Annotated in this window: 12 protein-coding genes and 2 pseudogenes; 6 read left to right on the forward strand and 8 right to left on the reverse strand. The window is 69.9% G+C overall.

Going from position 1 to position 23,434, the window contains the following annotated elements; all coding sequences use genetic code 11:
- Positions 1-328 precede the first annotated feature (328 nt).
- Positions 329-4,072: a GH92 family glycosyl hydrolase gene (locus tag ACFY6U_RS03830; protein WP_390035195.1), complete on the forward strand. Its 3,744-nt coding sequence runs from the start codon at positions 329-331 to the stop codon at positions 4,070-4,072.
- Between the two features lie 61 nt (positions 4,073-4,133).
- Here the strand turns inward: ACFY6U_RS03830 and ACFY6U_RS03835 are convergent, their stop codons facing one another.
- From ACFY6U_RS03835 to ACFY6U_RS03845, 3 genes and pseudogenes are all read right to left on the reverse strand, one after another.
- Positions 4,134-7,406, reverse strand: coding sequence for a GH92 family glycosyl hydrolase (locus tag ACFY6U_RS03835; RefSeq protein ID WP_390034915.1), 3,273 nt, complete (start codon positions 7,404-7,406; stop codon positions 4,134-4,136).
- 361 nt (positions 7,407-7,767) lie between these two features.
- Positions 7,768-7,952 (reverse strand): annotated as a pseudogene (locus ACFY6U_RS03840) (cellulose binding domain-containing protein); the annotation flags it as partial.
- 6 nt (positions 7,953-7,958) lie between these two features.
- Positions 7,959-8,759: pseudogene (locus ACFY6U_RS03845) on the reverse strand (RNA-guided endonuclease InsQ/TnpB family protein); the annotation flags it as partial.
- A 353-nt stretch (positions 8,760-9,112) separates the two neighbouring features.
- Here ACFY6U_RS03845 and ACFY6U_RS03850 point away from each other — a divergent pair.
- Positions 9,113-9,727 (forward strand): Uma2 family endonuclease, encoded by a 615-nt coding sequence (locus ACFY6U_RS03850; protein WP_390034916.1) that lies wholly within the window; start codon positions 9,113-9,115, stop codon positions 9,725-9,727.
- Positions 9,728-9,752: 25 nt separating this feature from the next.
- Here the strand turns inward: ACFY6U_RS03850 and ACFY6U_RS03855 are convergent, their stop codons facing one another.
- Both ACFY6U_RS03855 and ACFY6U_RS03860 read right to left on the reverse strand, forming a co-directional pair.
- Complete coding sequence (locus tag ACFY6U_RS03855) at positions 9,753-11,267, reverse strand: ATP-binding protein (protein WP_390034917.1); 1,515 nt, start codon at positions 11,265-11,267, stop codon at positions 9,753-9,755.
- Complete coding sequence (locus tag ACFY6U_RS03860) at positions 11,264-11,989, reverse strand: response regulator transcription factor (protein ID WP_390034918.1); 726 nt, start codon at positions 11,987-11,989, stop codon at positions 11,264-11,266. The genes ACFY6U_RS03855 and ACFY6U_RS03860 overlap by 4 nt, the downstream gene beginning before the upstream one ends.
- A gap of 290 nt (positions 11,990-12,279) precedes the next feature.
- On the opposite strand from ACFY6U_RS03860, the gene ACFY6U_RS03865 reads away from it, so the two are divergent.
- Entirely contained in the window at positions 12,280-15,957 is a 3,678-nt protein-coding gene (locus ACFY6U_RS03865) for a S8 family serine peptidase (protein WP_390034919.1), read from the forward strand.
- A gap of 57 nt (positions 15,958-16,014) precedes the next feature.
- Positions 16,015-17,016, forward strand: coding sequence for a helix-turn-helix transcriptional regulator (locus tag ACFY6U_RS03870; protein ID WP_390034920.1), 1,002 nt, complete (start codon positions 16,015-16,017; stop codon positions 17,014-17,016).
- A 64-nt stretch (positions 17,017-17,080) separates the two neighbouring features.
- On the opposite strand, the gene acnA is transcribed toward ACFY6U_RS03870, so the two are convergent.
- The gene (gene acnA / locus ACFY6U_RS03875; protein WP_390034921.1) at positions 17,081-19,795 is read right to left on the reverse strand and encodes an aconitate hydratase AcnA; all 2,715 of its coding nucleotides are present in this window, start codon (positions 19,793-19,795) and stop codon (positions 17,081-17,083) included.
- A gap of 613 nt (positions 19,796-20,408) precedes the next feature.
- On the opposite strand from acnA, the gene ACFY6U_RS03880 reads away from it, so the two are divergent.
- Both ACFY6U_RS03880 and ACFY6U_RS03885 read left to right on the forward strand, forming a co-directional pair.
- Positions 20,409-21,257 (forward strand): LuxR C-terminal-related transcriptional regulator, encoded by an 849-nt coding sequence (locus ACFY6U_RS03880; RefSeq protein ID WP_390034922.1) that lies wholly within the window; start codon positions 20,409-20,411, stop codon positions 21,255-21,257.
- Between the two features lie 65 nt (positions 21,258-21,322).
- Positions 21,323-21,520 carry a DUF4236 domain-containing protein gene (locus tag ACFY6U_RS03885; protein WP_390034923.1) on the forward strand — a complete coding sequence of 66 codons (198 nt, stop codon included), beginning with the start codon at positions 21,323-21,325 and terminating at the stop codon, positions 21,518-21,520.
- 18 nt (positions 21,521-21,538) lie between these two features.
- Here the strand turns inward: ACFY6U_RS03885 and ACFY6U_RS03890 are convergent, their stop codons facing one another.
- Positions 21,539-21,814 carry a PqqD family peptide modification chaperone gene (locus ACFY6U_RS03890; protein WP_390034924.1) on the reverse strand — a complete coding sequence of 92 codons (276 nt, stop codon included), beginning with the start codon at positions 21,812-21,814 and terminating at the stop codon, positions 21,539-21,541.
- 4 nt (positions 21,815-21,818) lie between these two features.
- Positions 21,819-22,763 (reverse strand): hypothetical protein, encoded by a 945-nt coding sequence (locus ACFY6U_RS03895; RefSeq protein WP_390034925.1) that lies wholly within the window; start codon positions 22,761-22,763, stop codon positions 21,819-21,821.
- Positions 22,764-23,434: the final 671 nt, after the last annotated feature.

A 23,434-nucleotide genomic window follows, 5' to 3' on the forward strand; every position in this document is an offset into this window, starting at 1 on the left:
GGGAAACGCCGACAGGTATAGTCCACTTCCCGCCGGCGGGGCAAGATCGAATGCAAGGTTGGCCATGGGTCTTTTCCTAGTTGAGACCTGTCGGAAATATGAGCGATCTCTGTACGCCTTGCCGGAAAAAGAGCCGACATACACCCCTGAATGCCGCACCCAACACCCTTGACATCACGGGCCACTTGACCACCTACTGGTTCCTGCGCCACGCAGCTGACAACGTTGTCTCATGTGGCAGGGAGGGTACCCGTTGATGCAGCGGAGAACGCAGCGAAGAACAGGGCACGGATCCGGTACGGCGGTCGTGATCGCGGCCGCCGTAGTCATGACCCTGGGCTCCCAGGGGGCCGCGGTCGCCCTGCCGGCCAAGGCGCCGGCGGCCGCGACCCAGTTCGCATCCTCGTTCGAGTCTGGCGACCCGTCACCGGACTGGACCGACACCGTCGACACCGACCCGAGCGGCACCCCGCGCGCCTCCGGAGTGGACGGCGGCTACAGCACCGGCATCCCCGGCAACGTCACCGACCACGTGACCGACGAGCGGGCGAGCGGCGAGAACACCGGCGCGGGCGAGGTCAAGGAGAACCTCGTCGACGGGGAGTCCGGCACCAAGTGGCTCACCTTCGAGCCCACCGGCTGGGTCGAGTTCGACTTCGACAAGCCCGTCAAGCTGGTGACCTACGCCCTCACCTCGGCGAACGACTACGCCGAACGCGACCCCGCGGACTGGACCCTCCAGGGCTCTACGGACGGCAAGGACTGGAAGACCGTCGACACCCGCAGCGGCGAGGCCTTCACGGAGCGGTTCCAGACCAAGTCGTACGACCTCTCCGCGCCGGCCGAGTACCAGCACTTCCGGCTCGACGTCACGAAGAACAACGGCGCCCCGGACATCCTCCAGATCGCCGACGTCCAGTTCTCCACGGGCGGCAGCGGCGGGCCGGTGCCCCAGGACATGCTCTCGCTGGTCGACAAGGGCCCGACCGGCTCGCCGACCGCGAAGGCGCGGGCCGGGTTCACCGGAAGGCACGCGCTGCGCTATGCCGGACGGCACACGGCGACCGGCCGGGCGTACTCGTACAACAAGGTCTTCGACGTGAACGTGAAGGTCGGCCGGGACACACGGCTGGCGTACCGGATCTTCCCCTCGATGGCCGACGGCGACCTCGACTACGACGCCACCAACGTGGCGGTGGACCTGGCCTTCACGGACGGCACCTATCTGAGCGGCCTCGGGGCCGTCGACCAGCACGGGTTCGCGCTCTCGCCACGCGGGCAGGGCGCGTCGAAGGCGCTGTACGTCAACCAGTGGAACGACATCTCGTCGGTGATCGGTTCGGTCGCGGCCGGCAAGACGGTCGACCGGATCCTGGTGGGCTACGACTCCCCCGCCGGCCCGGCCAAGTTCCGCGGCTGGATCGACGACGTGTCCCTGAAGCCGGTGGCCCCCGAGAAGCCGAAGGCGCACCTGTCCGACTACGCGCTGACCACCCGCGGCACCAACTCCAGCGGCAGCTTCTCCCGCGGCAACAACTTCCCGGCGACCGCGCTGCCGCACGGCTTCAACTTCTGGACGCCGGTGACCAACGCGTCATCGGAGAGCTGGCTGTACGAGTACGCGCACGCGAACAACGACGACAACCTGCCGACGATCCAGGCGTTCAGCGCGAGCCACGAGCCGAGCCCCTGGATGGGCGACCGGCAGACCTTCCAGCTGATGCCGTCCGCCGCCCCGGGCACCCCGGACACCGGCCGGGAGGCCCGCGAACTGGCCTTCCGGCACGAGAACGAGACCGCGCGGCCGTATTACTACGGAGTCAGGTTCGAGAACGGCCTCAAGGCCGAGATAACACCGACCGATCACGCGGCCGCGCTGCGCTTCACCTACCCGGGTGACGACGCGAGCGTGGTCTTCGACAACGTGACCGAGCAGGCGGGCCTGACCCTCGACAAGGAGCACGGGATCGTCACCGGCTACTCCGACGTCAAGTCGGGCCTGTCGACGGGCGCCACCCGCCTCTTCGTCTACGGCGTCTTCGACAAGCCCGTGACGGGCGGCGACTCCAGCGGGGTCAAGGGCTACCTGCGCTTCGACGCGGGCGCCGACCACACCGTCACGCTCCGCCTGGCCACCTCCCTCATCAGCGTCGACCAGGCGAAGGACAACCTGCGCCAGGAGATCCCGGACGGCACCTCCTTCGACACGGTCAAGGCGCAGGCGCAGAGGGTCTGGGACAAGCTGCTCGGCAAGGTGGAGGTGGAGGGCGCCACGGCCGACCAGCTGACCACCCTCTACTCCAGCATGTACCGGCTGTACCTGTATCCCAACTCCGGTTTCGAGAAGGTCGGTTCCACGTACCAGTACGCCTCCCCGTTCTCGCCGATGACGAGCCAGGACACCCCGACGCACACCGGCGCGAAGATCGTGGACGGCAAGGTGTACGTCAACAACGGCTTCTGGGACACGTACCGCACGACCTGGCCGGCGTACAGCCTGCTGACGCCTTCTCAGGCGGGCGAGATGGTCGACGGGTTCGTGCAGCAGTACAAGGACGGCGGCTGGACCTCCCGCTGGTCCTCCCCCGGCTACGCCGACCTGATGACCGGCACCTCCTCGGACGTGGCGTTCGCGGACGCCTACGTGAAGGGCGTGAAGTTCGACGCGAAGGCGGCGTACGACGCGGCCCTGAAGAACGCGACCGTCGTACCGCCCTCCTCGGGCGTCGGCCGCAAGGGCATGTCCACCTCCCCCTTCCTCGGCTACACCAGCGACGACACCCGCGAGGGCCTGTCCTGGGCGATGGAGGGGTACGTCAACGACTACGGCATCGCCGAGATGGGCAAGGCGCTGTACAAGAAGACGGGCGAGAAGCGCTACAAGGAGGAGTCGGACTACTTCCTCAACCGCGCCCAGGACTACGTGAACCTCTTCGACTCGAAGGCCGGCTTCTTCCAGGGCAAGGACGCCCAGGGCGACTGGCGGGTGGACTCGGCGTCGTACGACCCGCGTGTGTGGGGCTACGACTACACCGAGACCAACGGCTGGGGTTACGCCTTCACCGCCCCGCAGGACAGCCGGGGCCTCGCCAACCTGTACGGCGGCCGGTCCGGCCTCGCCGACAAGCTCGACGAGTTCTTCGCCACGCCCGAGACCGCCTCCCCCGACTTCGTCGGCTCCTACGGCGGGGTCATCCACGAGATGACCGAGGCCCGGGACGTCCGGATGGGCATGTACGGCCACTCCAACCAGGTCGCCCACCACGTCATCTACATGTACGACGCGGCCGGCGAGCCCTGGAAGGCGCAGGCCTATGTCCGGCAGGCGCTCTCCCGCCTCTACCTCGGCAGCGAGATCGGCCAGGGCTACCACGGCGACGAGGACAACGGCGAGCAGTCGGCCTGGTACCTCTTCTCGGCCCTCGGCTTCTACCCGCTGGTGATGGGCAGCGGCGACTACACGATCGGCTCGCCGCTGTTCAAGAAGGCGACGGTCCACCTGGAGAACGGCCACGACCTGGTGATCAAGGCCCCGCAGAACAGCGCGAAGAACGTCTACATCCAGGGCGTCCGCGTCAACGGCCAAGCCTGGACGTCGACTTCGCTCCCCCACTCCCTCATCTCCAAGGGCGGCGTCATCGACTTCACGATGGGCCCGAAGCCGTCGGCCTGGGGCACCGGCAAGGACGCCGCCCCGGTCTCCATCACCAAGGGCGACAAGGTCCCGACCCCGCGCGCGGACGCCCTGAAGACCGACGGCTCCCTGTTCGACAACACCTCGGCGACCGAGCAGACGGTGACGTCGGTGGACCTGCCGGTGACCAAGCCGGTCAAGGGCATCCAGTACACCCTCACCTCACCGTCGGACCGCACGAAGGCCCCGACCGGCTGGACCCTCCAGGCCTCCACGGACGGCAGGAACTGGCAGACTGTGGACCACCGTTCGGCCGAATCCTTCGGCTGGGACCTCCAGACCCGGGCCTTCACCGTCCAGAAGCCCGGGACGTACGCCCACTACCGGCTCGTCCTGGACGGCGAATCCACCCTGGCGGAGGTGGAGTTGCTGGCCTGAGACAGCGGCACGGAGAGGGGGGCGGGCCCGTTCGGGTCCGCCCCCCTCTGTCGTTCAGCGGTCAGCCGGTGGCGAGGGCGAACACGTGCAGGTCGCTGTTCTCCGGCAGCCGGACGGCCTTGATGGTCCTGCCGTCCGGTGCGGTGAAGGGCTGGGTCGCGAAGACGTGGGTCGGTACCGGGTCCTTGTCCGCGCCGGCCACGTTCCGGTACGCGGTCGTCGCCACGATCTGGTTGCCGTACTGGACGGTGCCGCCTCCCCCGCCGATGGTCCAGTCGGTGAAGGAGAGGTCGACGGTGCCGGTGGTGCCGTCGGTGTAGGTGACGGTCGCCCGGGCGGACTGGTTGCCGTTGGTGGCACTGCCGAGGAAGGACAACCTGGCCGCGGGGGTGGGGAGTTCGATGGTCTGGGCGGTGGCCGTCGCGTTGTCGGGGCGGCCGGCGGGGGCGTTCGGCCAGGTGTAGGTCAGGCCGTCGACCGTGCCCTGGGCGCCCGGCGTGAGGCCGGCCGCCGCGAGGGCCTGGCGCGAGTAGCTCCAGCCGCCGCCGTCGAAGTCGGCCTCGTCGTGGTCGCCGGAGTCGTCCGAGACGCCGGTGTTGGAGTAGGCCGCGAGGAGGGTTCCGGGTGCGGCGACGGTGAGGGCGACCGGCTGGACGTAGGAGGAGTCGGCCGAGGTGACGGTGATCTTCGCGTCGTAGTAGCCCTGCGGGGTGCCCGCGGTGGTGGCGAGAGTGATCTGCCGGGAACCGCCGGTGACCGTCCCTTCCGCCGGGGTGGCCGACACACCGTCCGGTGTCTCGACGCGGAAGCGCACCTCGGGGCCGCTGCCTCCGGACAGGGACAGGGCGCGGACGGTGAGCGTCGTGCTGTCGCCGGGGGCGATCGTCGCGGTCGTCGGACCGACGCCGATCTGGTACGGCTGCTCGCCCTGGCGGAAGGAGGGGGGCGGGGTGCCCGTGCCCCAGGTGCGGTTCGGGGTCGTGGCGAGGGTGTAGTCGAGGCGGCCGCCGGCGCGCACGAAGCTCGCGGGGAGCCAGGAGCGGTCGCCGGCGCGGCCGTCGACCTTCAGGGACTGGACGTACGGGGCGTCACTCGCCGCTCCCGTCGCATGGATCGAGATGTCGTTGCCGTCCGGGCGGTCGATCTCCACGCGTTCGAACAGAGGCGCGGCGAGGACGAGTTCGGCACGGGAGGGGACCTGTGGGTACATGCCGAGCGCCGAGAAGACGTACCAGGAGGACATCGCGCCCAGGTCGTCGTTGCCGGGGATGCCGCCGGGCTGGGTCGACCAGAGCTGTGTCATCGCCGCGCGGACGGTCTCCTGCGTCCGGTAGGGGGCACCGGCATAGTCGTACAGGTAGGGCACGTTGAGCGAGGGTTCGTTGTCGAGCTCGGACTTGTCGCCGCCGCTGCCGGTGAAGGCCCAGCTGCCGTCGCTGTTGTGGAAGAAGGCGTCGAGGCGGGCGAGGGCCTTGTCGGTGCCGCCCATCGCGGCGAAGAGCCCGGCCGGGTTGTGCTGGACCATCCAGGTGTACTGGGCGGCCGTGCCCTCGACGAACCCGTTGCCGGTGGCCGGGGTGAAGCCGGTGACCCAGCTGCCGTCCGCCTTGCGGTTGGCGACGTAGCCGCCGCCGGGGTCGGCGGCGACGTCGAAGTTGTTCTGCCACCACTGGGAGCGGTCGGCGAAGGCGGTCGCCGTCTCCTTCTCTCCTGCCGCCGCGGCGAGCTGGGAGAGGGAGAAGTCGGCCGTGGACATCTCCAGGGTCTCGGCGGCGCCGCCCCAGGCGTTCGACACGGACGGCATGTAGTGGTGGGCCAGGTACTTGTCGAGGGACGGGCGCTGGCCGGCCGACAGCACCGGCTTGCCGGCCGGGGACAGGTCCTGGGCGGTCGGGACCGTCGCCGCCTTCACCAGCGAGCCCAGCGCGCCCTTCAGGTCGAAGTCGGTGCCGCCGAAGGCGCGGATGCCGGCGAGGGCGGTCGGTGCCGGGTCGCCGTTCATGACGTGGGTGCCGCTCGCGCCGTGCAGCCAGCGGTCCCAGACGCCGCCGTTCTGCCGGGCGAGTTCGTAGAGCGACTGGGCGACGTCCGAGCCGGTCCTGGGATCCAGCAGGGTGAGCAGCTGGACCTGGTCGCGGTAGACGTCCCAGCCGGAGAAGGTGCCGTACTGCGCCCGGTGGCCGCGGGCGACCCGGTGCACCTTGCCGTCGCCGCCCCGGTAGCGGCCGTCCGCGTCGCTGATGACGTTCGGGTGGAAGAGGGAGTGGTACAGGGCCGTGTAGAAGGTGGTGCGGTCGGCGTCCGTGCCGCCGCCGACGCGGATCGCGTCGAGGCGGTCGCGCCAGGCGCGGTGGGCGGCGTCGCGGACGGCGCCGAAGGAGCGCCGCGGCGGGTTCTCCGTCCGCAGGTTCGCCTCGGCGGCGGCCCGGCTGACGTACGAGATACCGACCTTGACGTTCACCGGGCCGGAGCCGGGCGCGAACTGGAGGTATCCGCCGGCCCCCTTGCCGGCGACGGGCCGCCCGCCGTTCGCCGAGAAGCCGCCGGTGCCGCCGGACGCGCTCGTCGAGCCCGGGCTGAGCCTGTCGTCCCGCCAGGTGCCGGTGGCGGTGAAGGCGCGGTCGAAGTGGGCGGTGAAGTAGAGCGTGTAGTAGGAGCGTTGGCCTTCGGGGTCGAGGTAGCCGCAGAAGTCGCCGGAGGTGACCGAGCCGGAGACGGTGCGGGTGTCCGGGTCGATGGTGACCGTCGAATCGGCCGAGCCGACTTCGGAGTTGGCGGTGCGGATCAGCAGGGAGGCGGGCTTGCCGGCCGGGTAGGTGAAGCGGGCCGAGCCGGTGCGGGTGGTCGCGGTGAGGTCGGCGGTGACGCCGGAGGCGAGGCCGACCCTGTAGTGTCCGGGCTCGGCGGTCTCGTCGGTGTGGCTGAAGTCCGAGGCGTAGACGGCGTCCTTGGTGTCGCTCGCGGGGGACGAGGTGACCTCGCCCGCGTACGGGAAGAACGGGATGTCGCCGCTGCCGCCCGCGCAGCCGGTGCCGGACATGTGGGTCAGGCTGAAGCCGCGGATGCGGGTGGCGTCGTACTGGTAGCCGCCCGGTGCGGCCGTTCTCGTCGCGTCGCCTCTGGTGTTCTCCGGGCTCCAGGAGAGCATCCCGAACGGCACGACGGCGCCCGGGAAGGTGTTGCCGCCGTTCCTGCTGCCGATCAGCGGATCGACGTACGCCGTGGGGTCCTTGACCAGTTCGGGTGGTGCGCTGGTGGTCGCCGCGAGGGCGGGGGTGGAACCGCCGGCCGCGAGTACCGCGGCCAGCAGCAGGGACATGGGTCGGAAACGCATGACGCGGCCCTTCCTCCTCCGGACGGGTCGCGCACCACGGGTCGCACAAGCCGCAGGGACAGTAACGTGCGCCACCGGTACCACGGAAGACCGCGAATGCCTCGGACGGCGCGGACCTGCTTCACCCGGTCGGGTGACCCGAAGTGGGTTGACATCGTTGTCGGTTGGAACGGTAGAGTCATGTACAGACCATGAGACAACGTTGTCGCCCGTCACGGCGTCGACACAAGCCGCACCACGGACGTGCAAGAGGCACCACGAGCAACTCCCACCCGGACAGGCTCACCCACCCCCCTCGCCTGCCCGGCTCGCGGACCCGGTGTGCACCGACACCGGGTCCGCCCAGAGCGGATCGCGTACGTCAACCGACCTGGCACGGCAGGCCGGTTGCACTGTCCCCGCCGTCGCCCTGCACGACGTACCCGAACGTCGTGCTCTGTCCGGGACTGAGCGAGCCGTTCAGTCGGCGTTGTGGACCATCACGTGCTGTCCGCTGTAGGTGGCGTTGCCGTTCCAGAGGCCGGCCACCGACTGACCGCCGGGGAGCGCCTGCTTGGCAATGCTGGTGGTGGTCTTGTGCTGCCAGTCAACAGCGCGGCGCGTGGCTTTTGCGCGGAGCTGCTTGATCCGGTCGTAGGCGTGCCGCAGGCGGCGGGATGCCTTCTCCCCACGTCGCTGGTGCTGCTTGCGCTGGGCGGCACGTCGTTCCAGGCCCAGTAGCGTGGCCTTCTCCTGCGGGTTCAGCCACTTGTCCCGGTCGGCTTTCCCGTCGGGGAGACGGGGCGGGCGTCCGTGGTCCTGGTGGTTGCCGTCCGACAGGGCCAGGGGCAGGTTCACCCCGGCGTCGATGCCGACCTGCGGCCCCTGATGGGGTCCGGGTGCAGTCTGAAGGGTCTGGACGCGGAAGGCGATATGCCAGCCAAGCGCGTCCTTGACCAGCCGGGCCCCGGTGATCCGGTTCTCGGTGTCGGCCCGCTTGCCGACCGGGAGGTCCTTGGTCCAGCGGACGCGGCCGATCCTGGGGATGTCGACCATGCCCCAGCGGCGGTGCACACGGGCGATGTTCAGGTCCCGGCCCTGCGGGATGTCCACCGACATCACCGTGCGCAGGCGGGACTTGAAGTTCGGGGCGTCGGCGCGGTGGTCCCAGCAGTTCTTCCACGCCTGGAAGGACGTCTTCAGCACCGCCTGCGCGGCCTGGGCGGGGAGCGCACCGAACCAGTCGATGTCTTTCCGCGCCTGACGGATCGCGGCGTCCGCCCCGGCCAGGGAACGCTTCTCCCTCGGGAGCATCGTCCACCAGTCATGCAGGCAGTTCCACAGAGTGCGGGCCGCGTGCGCCTGGTAGTCCATGAGCCGGATCTGCGCAGGAGTCAGCGCCAGCCGGGCACGATGCCCGAACTGCCGCCCTCCTGCACACGTTCCGTACTCACACGATCACACTTCCGTTTGATCCATGCGCGATGGAATCCGAATCCCCAGCGGTCGTGCGCGGGTCATGGAGACGAACGCGGGGCGGGAGCGGGCCCGCCGCCCAGGCGGGTTCCGGTCCGCCGGGGCGAGATGGGAGCGCTCCCACCCCACTCCCCTGTGAAGCTAGCGCGGACCGGGGCGGGTGTAAACGGCGCGGCATGGCTTCACTGCTTCGAGTGGCGATACCTTCGTGCAGAGGATCACGACGCGTCACCGCGCCCACACTCTCGCCCATGGGAGCAGTGATGACGACACGCCAGCAGGGACCGGCCAACGAGGACAACTGGATGTTCCCGCCTGCTGACGGCTGGACATTCGACCAGGTCAAAAATCTGGAGCTGCCTTTCGACTGGGAACTCGTGGACGGGTGGATCGTGGTTAAAGGGCAGCCCAGGTTCTGGCACAACGACGTACGGGACGGCATCGCCGACGCCCTCAAGGCGGCCCGCCCAAAGCCCTATCGGGTTCTGAGCGGGCAGTGCGTGATGGTGGACGAGCAGAACGTCGTCAAGCCCGACGTGATCGTCTTCGACCCTCGGAACCTTGACTACTTCGAGGTGGAGTGCATCCCGACGTCACACCTCACCCTCGCCGTCGAGGTCGTTTCCCCCGGCTCCCGCCAAGATGACCGCGTGAGCAAACCCGCTCAGTTCGCCGTCGCCAAGGTCCCCTGCTACTGGCGCGTCGAGCTCGACCGGGACCACAAGCTGACGGTGCACGAGTACTGGCTCAACGCCGACACGCGGTCGTACATCCCGGCCCCCCTGCACCCGATCCACCGGGGAAAGCTCGTCACAGAGCTGCCGTTCCCGGTACAGATCGACCTCGACGCCCTCATCGGGTTCTGACCGCCGCGGACTTCCGCGGCCCCGCTCATACGGGCGCCGTACGGGCGACCGTCGCCGTTCCGGTCGGCGGGAGTTCGGAGACCGGCAGTTCGAGGGTGAACTCCGTACGGCCCGGGGTGCTCCGTACGTCGATGCGGCCGCCGTGGGCCGTCGTGATGGCCGAGGCGATGGCGAGGCCCAGGCCCGAGCCGCCTTCCAGAACGCCGGCGCGGGTGCGGGAGGTGTCGGCCCGGGTGAAGCGTTCGAAGACGGTCGGGAGGAGGGCGGGCGGGATGCCGGGGCCGTCGTCCCGGACCCGGATCACGCAGGTGGTGGCGGTGGATTCGACGCTCGCGGTCACGGTCGTACCGGCGGGGGTGTGCACCCGTGCGTTCGCCATCAGGTTGGCCACCACCTGGTGCAGGCGGGCCTCGTCGCCCAGCACCAGCGCCGGGCCGTCGTCGAGATCGAGTTCCAGCTGCCAGACATGACCGGCCCCGGCCGCCCGCGCGTCCCACACCGCCTCCGCGACCAGCGCGGCCAGGTCCACCTCGGCGGTCTGCAGCGGGCGTCCCTCGTCGAGGCGGGCCAGGAGCAGCAGGTCCTCCACCAGGCTGCGCATCCGGGCCGACTCGGCGTTGACCCGGCGCCAGGCCAGGCCCGGCTCGATGCGGTCCGTACCGCGGTTCATCAGCTCGGCGTACCCGGCGATCGAGGCGAGCGGGGTGCGCAGTTCGTGGCTGGCGTCGGCCAGGAAGCGCCGCATGCGCTCCTCGCTCCGGCGCACCTGTTCCTCGCTGCGCTGGCGTTCCGCCAGGGACGCCTCGACGTGGTCGATCATCCGGTTGAGGGCGGCGCCGACCTGCCCGGCCTCGCTGCCGGGGTCGGTGTCCCGTTCGGGCACCCGGGTCAGGCCGGTCACCTGGCCCCGGCCGAGCGGTGCGTGGGAGACCTCGACGGCGGTGGCGGCGACCCGGCCGAGGGGGCGCAGCTGCCGTCGTATCACCACCGCGCAGACGCAGCCGGCTGCCGTGAGGCCGACGGCGGCGACCGCGATCTCGACCGCGACCAGGCCGCTGATGGTGTCCAGTACGTCGTCCATGGGCAGGCCGGTCAAGACGCGGATGCCGCTCGCGTCGAGGGCGGCGACCCGGTAGGTGCCGAGTCCGGGGACCGCGCGGGTGTGGGTCGAGCCGTCCGGCGCGATGCCCTTGAGGGCGGCGGTCTGGGCGGTGGTGAGCGAGCGCGGGGGCGCGTCGTGGCCGACCACGGCCGCGCTGAGGATGTTGCCCTTGGCGTCGAAGCGGGCGGCGAGCATGCCGGCCGGCTGGCCGCCCTCGTTGAGGAAGGTCAGGTCGCGGGTCAGCTCCGGGTGCAGGGAGGCGCCGCCCGCGTTGCGCTCCACCGCGTCGTTCACCCGGTTGTCCAGGTTGCCCAGCAGATAGGCGCGTTGGGCGAACACCGTGGTCAGGGCCATCGCGGCGCACACGCAGACCAGGACGGCGGTGATGAAGACGAGCAGTCGCGTGCGCAGCGACCGGCTCCGCAGCCGGGCGGTCATCTGCCGTCCTCCACGGGCCGTACGACGTATCCCATGCCGCGCACGGTGTGGATCATCGGCGCCCGGCCCCGGTCGATCTTGCGGCGCAGGCTGGAGATGTAGACCTCGACGAGGTTGCCGCCGCCGTCGAAGGAGGTGCTCCAGACGTGGTCGAGGATCTGGGCCTTGCTGAGTACCTGGCGCGGATGGTCCAGGAGCAGGCTGAGCAGGTCGAACTCCTTGGCGGTGAGCCTGATCGGGGTGCCGGCCCGCTGCACCTCGCGGGACTCGGCGCTCAGCACCAGGTCGCCGAGGACGCGTACGGAGTCGTCGGCGGGGGGCTGTTCGGTGCCGGCCCGGCGCAGCAGTCCGCGCAGCCGCAGCACGACCTCCTCCAGGGAGAAGGGCTTGGTGACGTAGTCGTCGGCCCCGGCCTCCAGGCCGTCGATGCGGTGTTCGATGGCGTCGCGGGCGGTGAGCATCAGGACGGGCAGCCTCGGCATCTCGTAGCGGAGTCTGCGCAGCACCTGAAGGCCGTCGAGGTCGGGCAGCATCCCGTCGAGCACCACCGCGTGCGGGGCGCACCCGCGGGCCAGCCGCAGGGCGGTCTGTCCGTCGAGCGCGGGGTAGGGGCGCCAGCCCGCGTCGGCGACGGCGGCGGAGAGCAGGTCGGTGAGACCGGGCTCGTCGTCGACGATCAGGACGCGTACTCGGCCGGTTCGGGCCCCTGCGGTGGCAGACATGTAGCAAGTCTGTGCCGGTCTCCTGGGGGAATGCTGTGTTCCCGCTGAGCCGAAGCCGTGGGACACGACGGGCGCGGGGGCCGGAATGCGGACGTGAGGACCGGGGGCGACCGGCCGCGGCCGGGTCCGCCGGGGGGGTGTTCGCGCCAACTCTGCTGACCGAAGCGGGCATTGGCACGCTCCGGCCACCGTGTTCCCTTGAGCCGCCGCCGCCCCGGCGCCCACTCTGATCTCTGGCTTCCGCTTTACCGGGCGGAAGCGTTTCCACGTTCAGCGGAGGACGTCCACCCATGCGAAGACTCCACGCCCTGTGGGCCGTGGCAGGAGCGGCCGGACTGCTCGCCGGGGCTGTCATGCCCGCGACAGCCGCTCCGGGCTCCCCGGTCACCACACCCGTCACACCCCTCACGGGTCCGAGCACCACCGCCCCGCCGCAGACCGTCACCCTCATCACCGGCGACACCGTGACCCTCACCGTCGGACCGGACGGCAAGAAGGCCGTCGACGTCCGGCGCGGCAAGGGCCGTGAGGCCGCCACCTTCCTGTCGAGCGAGAAGGACGGCGAGATCAGCGTCCTGCCGGCGGACGCCATCCCGCTGATCAAGGCGGGCCGTCTCGACCCGGCTCTGTTCAACGTCTCCCAGCTGATCGAGCAGGGGTACACGGACGCGAAGACCGGCAGCACCCCGGTCATCGCGACGTACGGCACGGGCGCCGAGACCCCCGAGGGCACGCGCCGGACGCTGGCGCTGCCCGGGATCGACGGCGCGGCGCTCAGCGCGAAGAAGTCGACCGCGTTCTGGTCGGACATCGCCCCGCCGCTGGGCACCAAGCCCACCGCGAAGGCCGCGAAGCAGCTCGGTGACGGCATCGACAAGATCTGGCTGGACGCCAAGGTGAAGGCGTCCCTCGACGTGAGCGTGCCGCAGATCGGCGCGCCCGAGGTGTGGAAGGCGGGCTACGACGGCACGGGCGTCAAGGTCGCGGTCCTGGACACCGGCGTGGACCTCGGGCACCCGGACCTGGCCGGGAAGATCGCCGGCTCGGAGAGCTTCGTACCGGACGAGACCGTGCAGGACGGCTTCGGCCACGGCACCCATGTGGCGTCCACGATCGTCGGCTCGGGCGCGGCCTCGGGCGGCCGGTACAAGGGGGTCGCGCCGGGCGCCCAGTTGCTGGTCGGCAAGGTGCTGGACAACACGGGCAGCGGCCAGTCGTCCTGGATCATCGCGGGCATGGAGTGGGCGGCGCACTCCGGTGCGAAGATCGTCTCGATGTCCCTGGGCGGTACCGCGTACGGCCCCTCCGACGTGCTCAGCCAGACCGTCGACGACCTGTCCGCGTCCACCGGCACCCTCTTCGTGATCGCGGCCGGCAACGCGGGTCCGGGCGAGCAGACCGTGGGCACCCCGGGCATCGCCGACTCCGCGCTGACGGTGGGCGCGGTCGACAAGTCGGACAAGCTGGCCTCGTTCTCCAGCCGGGGTCCGCGCCCCGGCGACTTCGCGGTGAAGCCGGAGATCACCGCGCCGGGCGTGAACATCACGGCGGCCCGCGCCGCCGGTACCACCATGGGCACTCCGGTCGACGACTACTACACCACGGCGAGCGGTACCTCGATGGCGACCCCGCATGTGGCGGGCACGGCGGCGCTGGTCGCCGAGGCGCATCCGGACTGGACGGGCGAGCAGATCAAGGAGGCACTCGCCAGTACCGCGAAGACGAACGCCGACAACTCCGTGTTCGAGCAGGGCGACGGCCGGGTCGACGCGGTCCGCGCCGTCGAGCAGGACGTCTTCGCGACCCCGACGCTGAGCTTCGGCAGGTTCGAGGACGGTGACACCGGGGTCGTCAGCAAGGACATCACGTACACCAACACCACCGACAGTGCGGTGGAGTTGAAGCTCTCGTCGTCGCTCGCCGACCTCACGCTGGGCGCGGACACCCTGACCGTGCCCGCGCACGGGACCGCCTCGGTTCCGGTCGGCGTCGACCCCGGGCAGGAAACCCAGGGCCGGTACTCGGGCCATGTCACGGCGACCGCCGACGGCATCCAGGTCACCACGGGCGTCGGCTTCGAGAAGGCGCCGAAGACGTACAACCTCAAGGTCTCCCTCGTGGACCGCGAGGGCAACCCGTCCACCGGGGCGTCGATCTACACGCTCCAGGAGCTGAACGGCGCCTACCCCGACGAGTACGGCTTCATCGGCACCGGCTGGACCTGGCAGGTACCGGCCGGCACCTATTCCATCGCGACCTGGATCCCGGACCGGGACGCGGGCGGCCTGGCCGTCGGCACCTCGGTCGTCGGCAACCCCGAGATCAAGGTCGACAAGGACACCGCGGTCGTCCTCGACGCCCGCAAGGCGGTGGAGATCAAACCGAAGACCAAGCAGGACTCCGAGTTCCGGGGCTTCAGCACCAACTGGCACCGCGCGGGGCCGGGCAGCGCCTGGGGGCTCACCTACAGCCAGGGCTTCTGGACCACGCACGTCTATGTGGCACCGACCCAGCAGGTCACCGTGGGCACCCTGGACTTCTACGCCAAGTTCCGCCTGTACGTGAAGGAACTGACGGCGAGCGTCACCAGCCCGGAGAAGACCGCGCTGTCCTCGCTCTACTACTCGCAGACGTACAACGACTTCCCGTTGAAGATCAGCGGGAAGCACACCGTGCAGGCGGTGGACGCGGGCGGCGGTACCGAGGCCGACTTCGCGGGGCTCGACGTCAAGGGCAAGGTGGCGGTCGTCGGGCTGGGCGCCACGGAGCGGGCACAGACCGCTCTGGACAACGCGACCAAGGCCGGGGCGGGTTACCTCATCGCGTACCGCAAGACACCCGGATTCTGGATCGAGGCCGTGGACCGCGCGACCAGCGTCCCGCTGATGATCGCCACCGGCGAGGAGGGCGCCGAGCTCGCCGGCCTGCTGAAGACCGGCAAGAAGGTCACCCTGAAGCTGAGCGGTACACCGGTCAGCCCGTACGTCTACAACCTGCTCGCCGCGCAGAGCGGCGCCATCACCGCGAACCAGACCTACACCCTCGACAAGTCCGACACGGTGAAGCAGAAGGCCCGCTACTACGGAGCCACGGCCGGCGAGATGGGAGCGGACACCCTGTACACCTTCCGCCCCTGGCAGCTCTTCGGCATCGAGACCAGTGTCTACACGCAGCTGGGCACGGAACGCGACGAGTACTACTACGTCGACCCTGACACCCGTACCTGGCACGTCGTCTATCCGAACTGGCAGGCGTCCAAAGGCGAGTGGAGCCCGCTGCGGACCTTCGGCAAACCGGGTACGGAGCCCACCGAGGACTGGCTGCGCCAGGTCCTCCGGCCGGGAAGCAGCGAGGAGTACGGCCTCTCCGTCCGCGACGGTGACAAACTCACCCTGTCGATCCCGGAGCTGACCGACTCCACGCCGGGCCACTACGGATACGTCGACGGCACCGACAACACCGCGAAGGGCAAGCTCTACGCGGACGGACAGCTGGTCGGCGACTCCACGCTCGGCGGATACGGCGTCTACGACGTCCCCGCGGCGAAATCCTCGTACCGCTTCGATCTGGACGTGCAGCGCCGGGCGGCCTGGGCCAGGTACTCCACGAGCACGCACACCGAGTGGACCTTCTCCTCGGCGCACACCGACACGGAGACGCCGCTGCCGCTGCTCACGGTCGGTATCGCCCCGAGGCGTCTCGACCTCCTCAACCGGGCCGACAGCGGGCGTGAGGTGGAGGTCAAGCTGCCGCTCGCGAACCAGCTGGGGAGTGTGAAGGCGAGCAGTCTGGAGGCCTGGGTCTCCTACGACGACGGCACCTCATGGAAGGAAGTGGAAGTCAAGGGCGGCAAGGCGCGGTTCAAGCCCGCGAAGGGCGCCGAGACGGTGTCGCTGCGGGTGCGGGCCACCGACCGGGACGGCGACGGGATCGACCAGACCGTGCTGCGGGCGTTCGGCCTGAAGTGAACGATGCCCTGAGCCACTGTAAGGATTCTTAACAAAGAACCTCTACCGTGGCGAGCCATGGTGAACACCGCACAAGATCCTGCAAGACAGACCCCTGCTGCGAGCCCCTGGGCCGCGGTGGGGGTCTCCGCCTTCGACGAGATGGTGTACCGGTCGATTCTGCATCAGCCCGACGCCGGCGCGGCCGGCTGGGCGCTGCTGACCAGGTCGACCCCGGCCCAGCTGCGCGAGGCCTGCAACCGGCTGCTCACCCTCGGGCTGCTCCAACCGCCGGACTCCATGGGCGGGTTACGAGCGGTCGACCCGCGGGTGGCGATCCGTGCGCTGATCCGGCGGCGCGAGACGGAGTCCGAACTGCTGGCCGCCACCGCTGAGGAGATGGCCACGGCGTACGAGGCCGGGCTGCTGCGCGAGGAGCCGTCCCGGCTGATCGAGGTCGCCTCCGGCGAGGGCGCCATCGCGGCCCGGCTGGAGGAGATGTACGCCCGTGCCGAGCACGAGGTGTGCCTTTTCGACACTCCGCCGTACCTCGCCCCGCCCGCACCGCAGGTGGACCTCCAGGCCGATCTGCTGAAGCGCGGGATCGTCTCACGCGGCGTCTACGCGGCGAGCGGCCTGGAGGATCCGAACACTCTGTCCCGTGCCTGGAAGATGGTCGAACTCGGCGAGCAGGCCCGGGTGCTGCCGTCCGTGCCGCTCAAGCTGCTGGTGGTCGACGGACGCCGGGCGATGCTCCCGCTGACCTCGTCCGATGCGGGCGGCTACTGCGCCGTCGTCGTGTGGCACTCGGCGGTCACCGAGGCCCTGCAGAAGCTCTTCGAGCTGGCCTGGCAGCAGGCGACCCCGCTCGGCCGGCCCGAAGGGAACGGCGAACTCTCCGAGGACGAGCAGACGTTGACACGGCTGCTGGCGTCCGGGATGAAGGACGAGGCGGTGGCCCGCCATCTGGGGGTGAGCCTGCGCACGCTGCGGCGGCGGGTGAGCGATCTGCAGGACCGGCTCGGGGCGGCGAGCCGGTTCCAGCTCGGGCTGCGGGTCGCGCAGCGTGGCTGGCTGTAGCGCAACGATGCGGGGCCGCGCTCCCTCCGGCAGGAGCGCGGCCCCGACTGGCGTACCGGATCCCTTACTTGCGGATCAGGCTGCGCAGCACGTACTGCATGATGCCGCCGTTGCGGTAGTAGTCGGCCTCACCGGGGGTGTCGATCCGGACGACCGCGTCGAACTCGACGCCGGTGTCGGTGGTGACCTTGACCGTGCGCGGGGTGGTGCCGTTGTTGAGCTCCTCGACGCCGGTGAAGGAGAAGGTCTCCTCGCCGGTCAGGCCGAGGGATTCGGCGGACTGGCCCTCCGGGAACTGCAGCGGCAGGACGCCCATGCCGATGAGGTTCGAGCGGTGGATGCGCTCGTAGGACTCGGCGATGACGGCCTTGACACCGAGCAGCGCGGTGCCCTTGGCGGCCCAGTCGCGGGACGAGCCGGAGCCGTACTCCTTGCCGGCCAGGACGACCAGCGGGATGCCCTGCTCGATGTAGTTGCGGGAGGCGTCGTAGATGAACGACACCGGCGCGTCGGCCTGCGTGAAGTCGCGGGTGTAGCCGCCCTCGGTGCCCGGCGCGATCTGGTTGCGCAGGCGGATGTTGGCGAACGTGCCGCGGATCATGACCTCGTGGTTGCCTCGGCGGGAGCCGTAGGAGTTGAAGTCACGACGCTCCACACCGTGCTCGGTGAGGTACTTGCCGGCCGGGGTGTCTGCCTTGATGGCACCGGCGGGCGAGATGTGGTCGGTGGTGACCGAGTCGCCGAGCTTGGCGAGGACGCGGGCGCCGGCGATGTCGGTGACCGGGGCCGGCTCGTGCTGCATGCCCTCGAAGTACGGGGGCTTGCGGACGTAGGTCGACTGCGGGTCCCAGTCGAAGGTGTTGCCGGTCGGGATCGGCAGCGACTGCCACTGGGCGTCACCGGCGAAGACGTCGGCGTAGGACTTGTTGAACATGTCCTCGCCGATCGCGTTGGCGACGACCTCGTTGACCTCGGCCTCGGTCGGCCAGATGTCGGCCAGGTGGACCGGCTTGCCGTCCTGGTCGGTGCCGAGGGCGTCCTTGGTGATGTCCACCTTCATGGAGCCCGCGAGGGCGTAGGCGACGACCAGCGGCGGGGAGGCCAGGTAGTTCATCTTGACGTCGGGGTTGATACGGCCCTCGAAGTTGCGGTTGCCCGAGAGGACCGAGGTCACGGCCAGGTCGTGGTCGTTGACCGCCTTGGAGACCTCCTCCGGCAGCGGGCCGGAGTTGCCGATGCAGGTGGTGCAGCCGTAACCGACCAGGTTGAAGCCGACCTTGTCGAGGTACGGGGTCAGGCCCGCCTTCTCGAAGTAGTCGGTGACGACCTTGGAGCCCGGGGCGAGGGTGGTCTTGACCCAGGGCTTGCGGGTCAGGCCCTTCTCGACCGCCTTCTTGGCCACCAGGGCGGCGGCGACCATGACGTACGGGTTCGAGGTGTTGGTGCAGGAGGTGATGGCCGCGACGGTGACCGCGCCGTGGTCGATCTCGTACGTCGAGCCGTCGGCGGCGGTCACGGTGACCGGGTTGGACGGGACGCCGTTGATGGACGCCGGGGCGTCGGAGGCCGGGAAGGACTCCTTGCCCGCCTCGTCGGCGGTGTCCACGTAGTTGCGGACGTCCTGCGCGAACTGCTGGGCGGCGTTGGCGAGGACGATACGGTCCTGCGGCCGCTTCGGGCCGGCGATCGACGGGACGACCGTCGACAGGTCCAGCTCCAGCTTCTCGGAGAAGTCGGGCTCGGCCTTCGGGTCCAGCCAGAGGCCCTGCTCCTTGGCGTACGCCTCGACGAGCGCGACCTGCTGGTCGGAGCGGCCGGTCAGGCGCAGGTAGTTCAGGGTCTCGCCGTCGATCGGGAAGATCGCGGCGGTGGAGCCGAACTCCGGCGACATGTTGCCGATGGTGGCGCGGTTGGCGAGGGAGGTGGCGGCCACGCCCTCGCCGTAGAACTCGACGAACTTGCCGACGACGCCGTGCTTGCGGAGCATCTCGGTGATCGTGAGGACGAGGTCGGTGGCGGTGGTGCCCGGCTTCAGCTCACCGGTCAGCTTGAAGCCGACGACGCGCGGGATGAGCATGGAGACCGGCTGGCCGAGCATGGCGGCCTCGGCCTCGATGCCGCCGACGCCCCAGCCGAGCACGCCGAGGCCGTTGACCATGGTGGTGTGCGAGTCGGTGCCGACCAGGGTGTCCGGGTAGGCCTGCCCGCCCCGGACCATGACCGTGCGGGCCAGGTGCTCGATGTTCACCTGGTGGACGATGCCGGTGCCCGGGGGGACGACCTTGAACTCGTCGAACGCGGTCTGGCCCCAGCGCAGGAACTGGTAGCGCTCCTTGTTGCGGCCGTACTCCAGCTCGACGTTCTGCTTGAAGGCGTCGTTGGTGCCGAACTTGTCGGCGATGACGGAGTGGTCGATGACCAGCTCGGCCGGGGCCAGCGGGTTGATCTTCGCCGGGTCGCCGCCGAGCTCCTTGACGGCCTCACGCATGGTGGCGAGGTCCACGACACAGGGAACGCCGGTGAAGTCCTGCATGATCACGCGGGCCGGCGTGAACTGGATCTCCTGGCTGGGCTGGGCCTGCGAGTCCCAGCCGCCGAGGGCACGGATGTGGTCGGCGGTGATGTTCGCGCCGTCCTCCGTGCGGAGCAGGTTCTCCAGCAGCACCTTCAGGCTGTACGGAAGGCGAGCCGAGCCTTCCACCTTGTCCAGCCGGAAGATCTCGTACGACTCGTCGCCCACCTGCAGCGTGCTGCGGGCGTCGAAGCTGTTCGCCGACACGACAGTCTCCTTCATTGATGTGCGCGTACCACCGTCATCGTGCCGCCACGCCGACTTGGCCGATCCAGTAAGGTCAGACTAAGTTAGGCATGCCTTACCAGGGTGGCGGTTACGGTGCGCCTAGGCAGATATCTCGATGTCGAGATAACTCTAGTACACGGTCGCGGGTTGGTCATGCCCGGACCCGTGTCCCTTGTCATCCAATCGAGTCGTTTGACAGCGAACCCAGTCGTTTCGGCTTCTTTGACAGTGAACCTAGTCGCGTGGGGTGAGCGATCCAGTGGCCGTCAATGAGACGGGGGTTGCTGGTGACGGACCGGTCTTCCGAGTCTGCGCTATTGGGGGAGGGTGACCAGGATGCGTTACCGCTGCCGGGAGGTACGTCGCCCCGGCAAAAGGGGAAGGCCCACACCGGCCCGCGGGCGGCCGACGCAGGTTCACTGCAAGAGGTTGGCCTTCCACATGACGTTCCTTGCCATCCAACCCAGTCGGCGCAGGCGGCCAGGGGGTCCGGGCCGAAAGAAGCGTCACCGACTGCGTTGACAGCGAAGTTAGTCCGCGCAGGTCAGCGACTTCGGCCCGACTAACTTCGCTTGTCAAAGGACAACCCGCTGTGTTGTGCACCGACGAGTTGCGCGTGGCGCTGCGCGACCGGGGGCACTGCTGGGGCCTGCTGGTGCTGTGCCGGGCCCGGGGCGCGCTGCCGTTCTCCCCCGCCGACGTGGCGCTCGCCGCCCGGCTCAGCACCCCGGTGGGGCGGGCGCTGCGCCAGGCGTTCCTGCTGGGCGGCACGGACCTGGGCGACACCCCGGACGCGCCCGGCCTCGTCGTCCTCGACCGCGACGGCCGGATCCGGCAGGCCACACCGACGGCACGGCACTGGCTCGGGCAGATCCAGGAGAGCCGTCCGACCGACGAGGAGACGGGTCCGCTCGCGCTGCAGGCCGTGGCGGCCGGGGTCCGCACCACGGCGCACGAAAACACCGGGGAGTCGTCGGCGCCGGTCCACTCGACACGCTCCCGGGTACGGACCCACAGCGGCCACCGGGTCACCCTGCACGCCACGCACATGCCGGTCCCGGGTGAAGGGGAAGGGCCCGGGGAGGATGCCGGGGCCGGGCACACCTGTGTCTCGGTCGGTCTCAGCCAGCCCGGCGAGCTCGCCGCGCTCGTGCTCGACGCGTACGGCCTGTCGGCCCGCGAACGCCAGGTCGCCCAGCGGGTGCTCGTGGGCCGGTCCACCATCGAGATCGTGGACGAGCTGGCGATCACCGAGGACACCGTCCAGGACCGTCTCAAGAAGATCTTCCGCAAGGCGGACGTGCACAGCCGCCGCGAACTCATGGAAGAGGCCTTCTTCCACCACTACCTGCCCGGCCTCGTCCAGCCTCCGCTGACCACGGACGGCCGGAGGCGTCCGCGGGGCGGCGGCGCCGGGAAAGAGGCCGCCGGGGCGGGCTGAGGGCGCCGCGCCGGGGTAGCCGAAAGACTGTCGGCAAGCCTCACAGCGAGGCGGAAGGAGACACCGTGCCCCTCACGTTCCGCAAGAGTTTCCGGATCCTGCCGGGTGTGCGCCTGAACATCAACCGGCGCTCCTGGTCCATCACCACCGGGGGCCGACACGGGCCCCGGCACACGCACAGCAGTACGGGGCGGCGTACGACGTCGCTGGATCTGCCGGGCCCGTTCGGGTGGCGGCGCACCAGCAGGGCCCGGCGCCGGTGACGGCCGCGGGGTTCCGTCTCAGGAGCCCTCGATCCAGCCGTAGGCGGTGAGGTCGGCCAGGAGGCGGGCGACCGGGGCGGCGGCCTCGGCAGGTGAGCAGTGGGCTGCCTTGGCGAGGATGGTCACCACTTCCTGTTCGGTGCGCGGTTCGCGCAGCGCCTCCAGGAGGATGCGGGCCGCCCGGTTGACGCGGGCGGCGGTGAAGGAGGTGTCGTCGATCACCTGTGCGCCGCCGTCCGGCTCCGGACGGAGCTGGAGTGAACCCGGAAGGCGGAGCGTCGGCGTGTCGGACACCGGGTCAGAGCGTGTCAAGCCGGGCCTCCCGCGAGATGAAGTCGAAGTGCATGCCGGTCAGGCCGTTACCCACGCCCGGACGGACGCCCGCGGCACCCTCGTTGAGCAGGCAGTTCAGGCCCCGGTCCACCCGGTCGGCGGACAGCACGCCGGTACCGACGGCGACCTCGGTGACCGCACCGCGGTACTCGGGACCGCTCGTCGCATGGATGCCGTCGGTGAACGGGCCGAACCCGTCGACGAAGCGGTTGTCCCGGATCTCCACCGACAGCGGACGGGATTGCCGCATCGCCTCCGCTGTTTCGGCGGCGGCCCTGAATCGGTCGGCGCGGGCGCCCGTCAATTCACGGTGTTCGGCGACGAGTACGGAATCTATCCGCAGCGTTCCGGAAACAGTGAGCTCGGCGTCGACGCGGCCGGCCAGATCGGTCGGCGACATGGCCACCTCGAAGTGGTTTCCGATGGTGGAGTACTCGTCGGGGAGAAGTTCGGGACGGGTACGGCTGGAGAGCTGGAGTTGTTCCGGAAGGAGGATGGCGAGATCCGTCCCGCAACCGGTCATGCGCACTTCTTCGCGGGCCAGGAGAAGTTGGGAGATGATCCGGAGATTCGCCGCGATACGGCCCGCGATATCGATCTCGGAGAACCTTTCGAGACCGTATCCGGCGACCTGTGGATCGGCGGAGAAGGTGGCCAGTGGAATCCACGGCACACCGGACCCGGAAAAGAGGTCGCGCAGAGCCCGCCGGGACGGCAGGCGGCCGTAGTCCAGCGGTACCGCGACCGCTCCCGGCGGCGCCGGCTCGCCGCCGTCCAGCACGCCGTCGAACGTCGACACCGGCACCCCGTGCGCCGTCAGCCAGTGCGCGAGACCGGGCTCGTCGGTCCGGACGATGCCATCCCTACCTGCGAAGACCATCCCCGGGTTGGTCAGCGGCCCGTCACGCATCGGGCACCAGCGCGGCCAGGCAGGGGCAGGTCGGGATGTCGCCCAGATGGCTCTTGCGGACCGCGGGCGCCTGTCGCCGCACGCCCCCTCCGTGGGCCTCGCCGGGCTCCGGTCTCCCGTCCGGAATCCTCAGGGCGCGGCCGTACATATCGCCGTCGCCCGCCACGCCTTCCGCCACCCAAATCCTTCGAGACATATGCGATCCCCACCGTGTGCGGTGAGAGTGCGGGAATTCCCGGCGGCTGCCGGCGACGCCTCTCGGAACGGCCGGCGGCAGCCTCGGGCACAACGGATCGTGAATCAGATTCCGTGGTAGACGATCGCGAGGAACGGCTTGGGATTCTCGCCCTCCGGCGTCCTGACGGTCGCTCCCTGGTCGGCGTCGAGGGAACCCAGCGGAGGATCTCCGGGGCTTCCGGAGTTCCGACGAACAGAGCGGTCCCCATGGCCACCTGGGGCATTTCTCGCACCTCCGACGCGAGCCTGACGACACGTGCAGGCGGCGAACACCGGGCGCCACTCCAGCGTACGGAGGAAACACCTCGGGACAACGGCCGGCGGAATCCCTGACCAAACGTCGGGAGCCGCCTTGACGCGCTCTCACCCCGCCCTTGCGCGAATCTGAACGACGGTCGACGGGCCGAACAGTCGGACCCGTTGACAGGACGTCA

The sequence above is a fragment of the Streptomyces sp. NPDC013157 genome (assembly GCF_042899865.1).
Classification (GTDB): domain Bacteria; phylum Actinomycetota; class Actinomycetes; order Streptomycetales; family Streptomycetaceae; genus Streptomyces.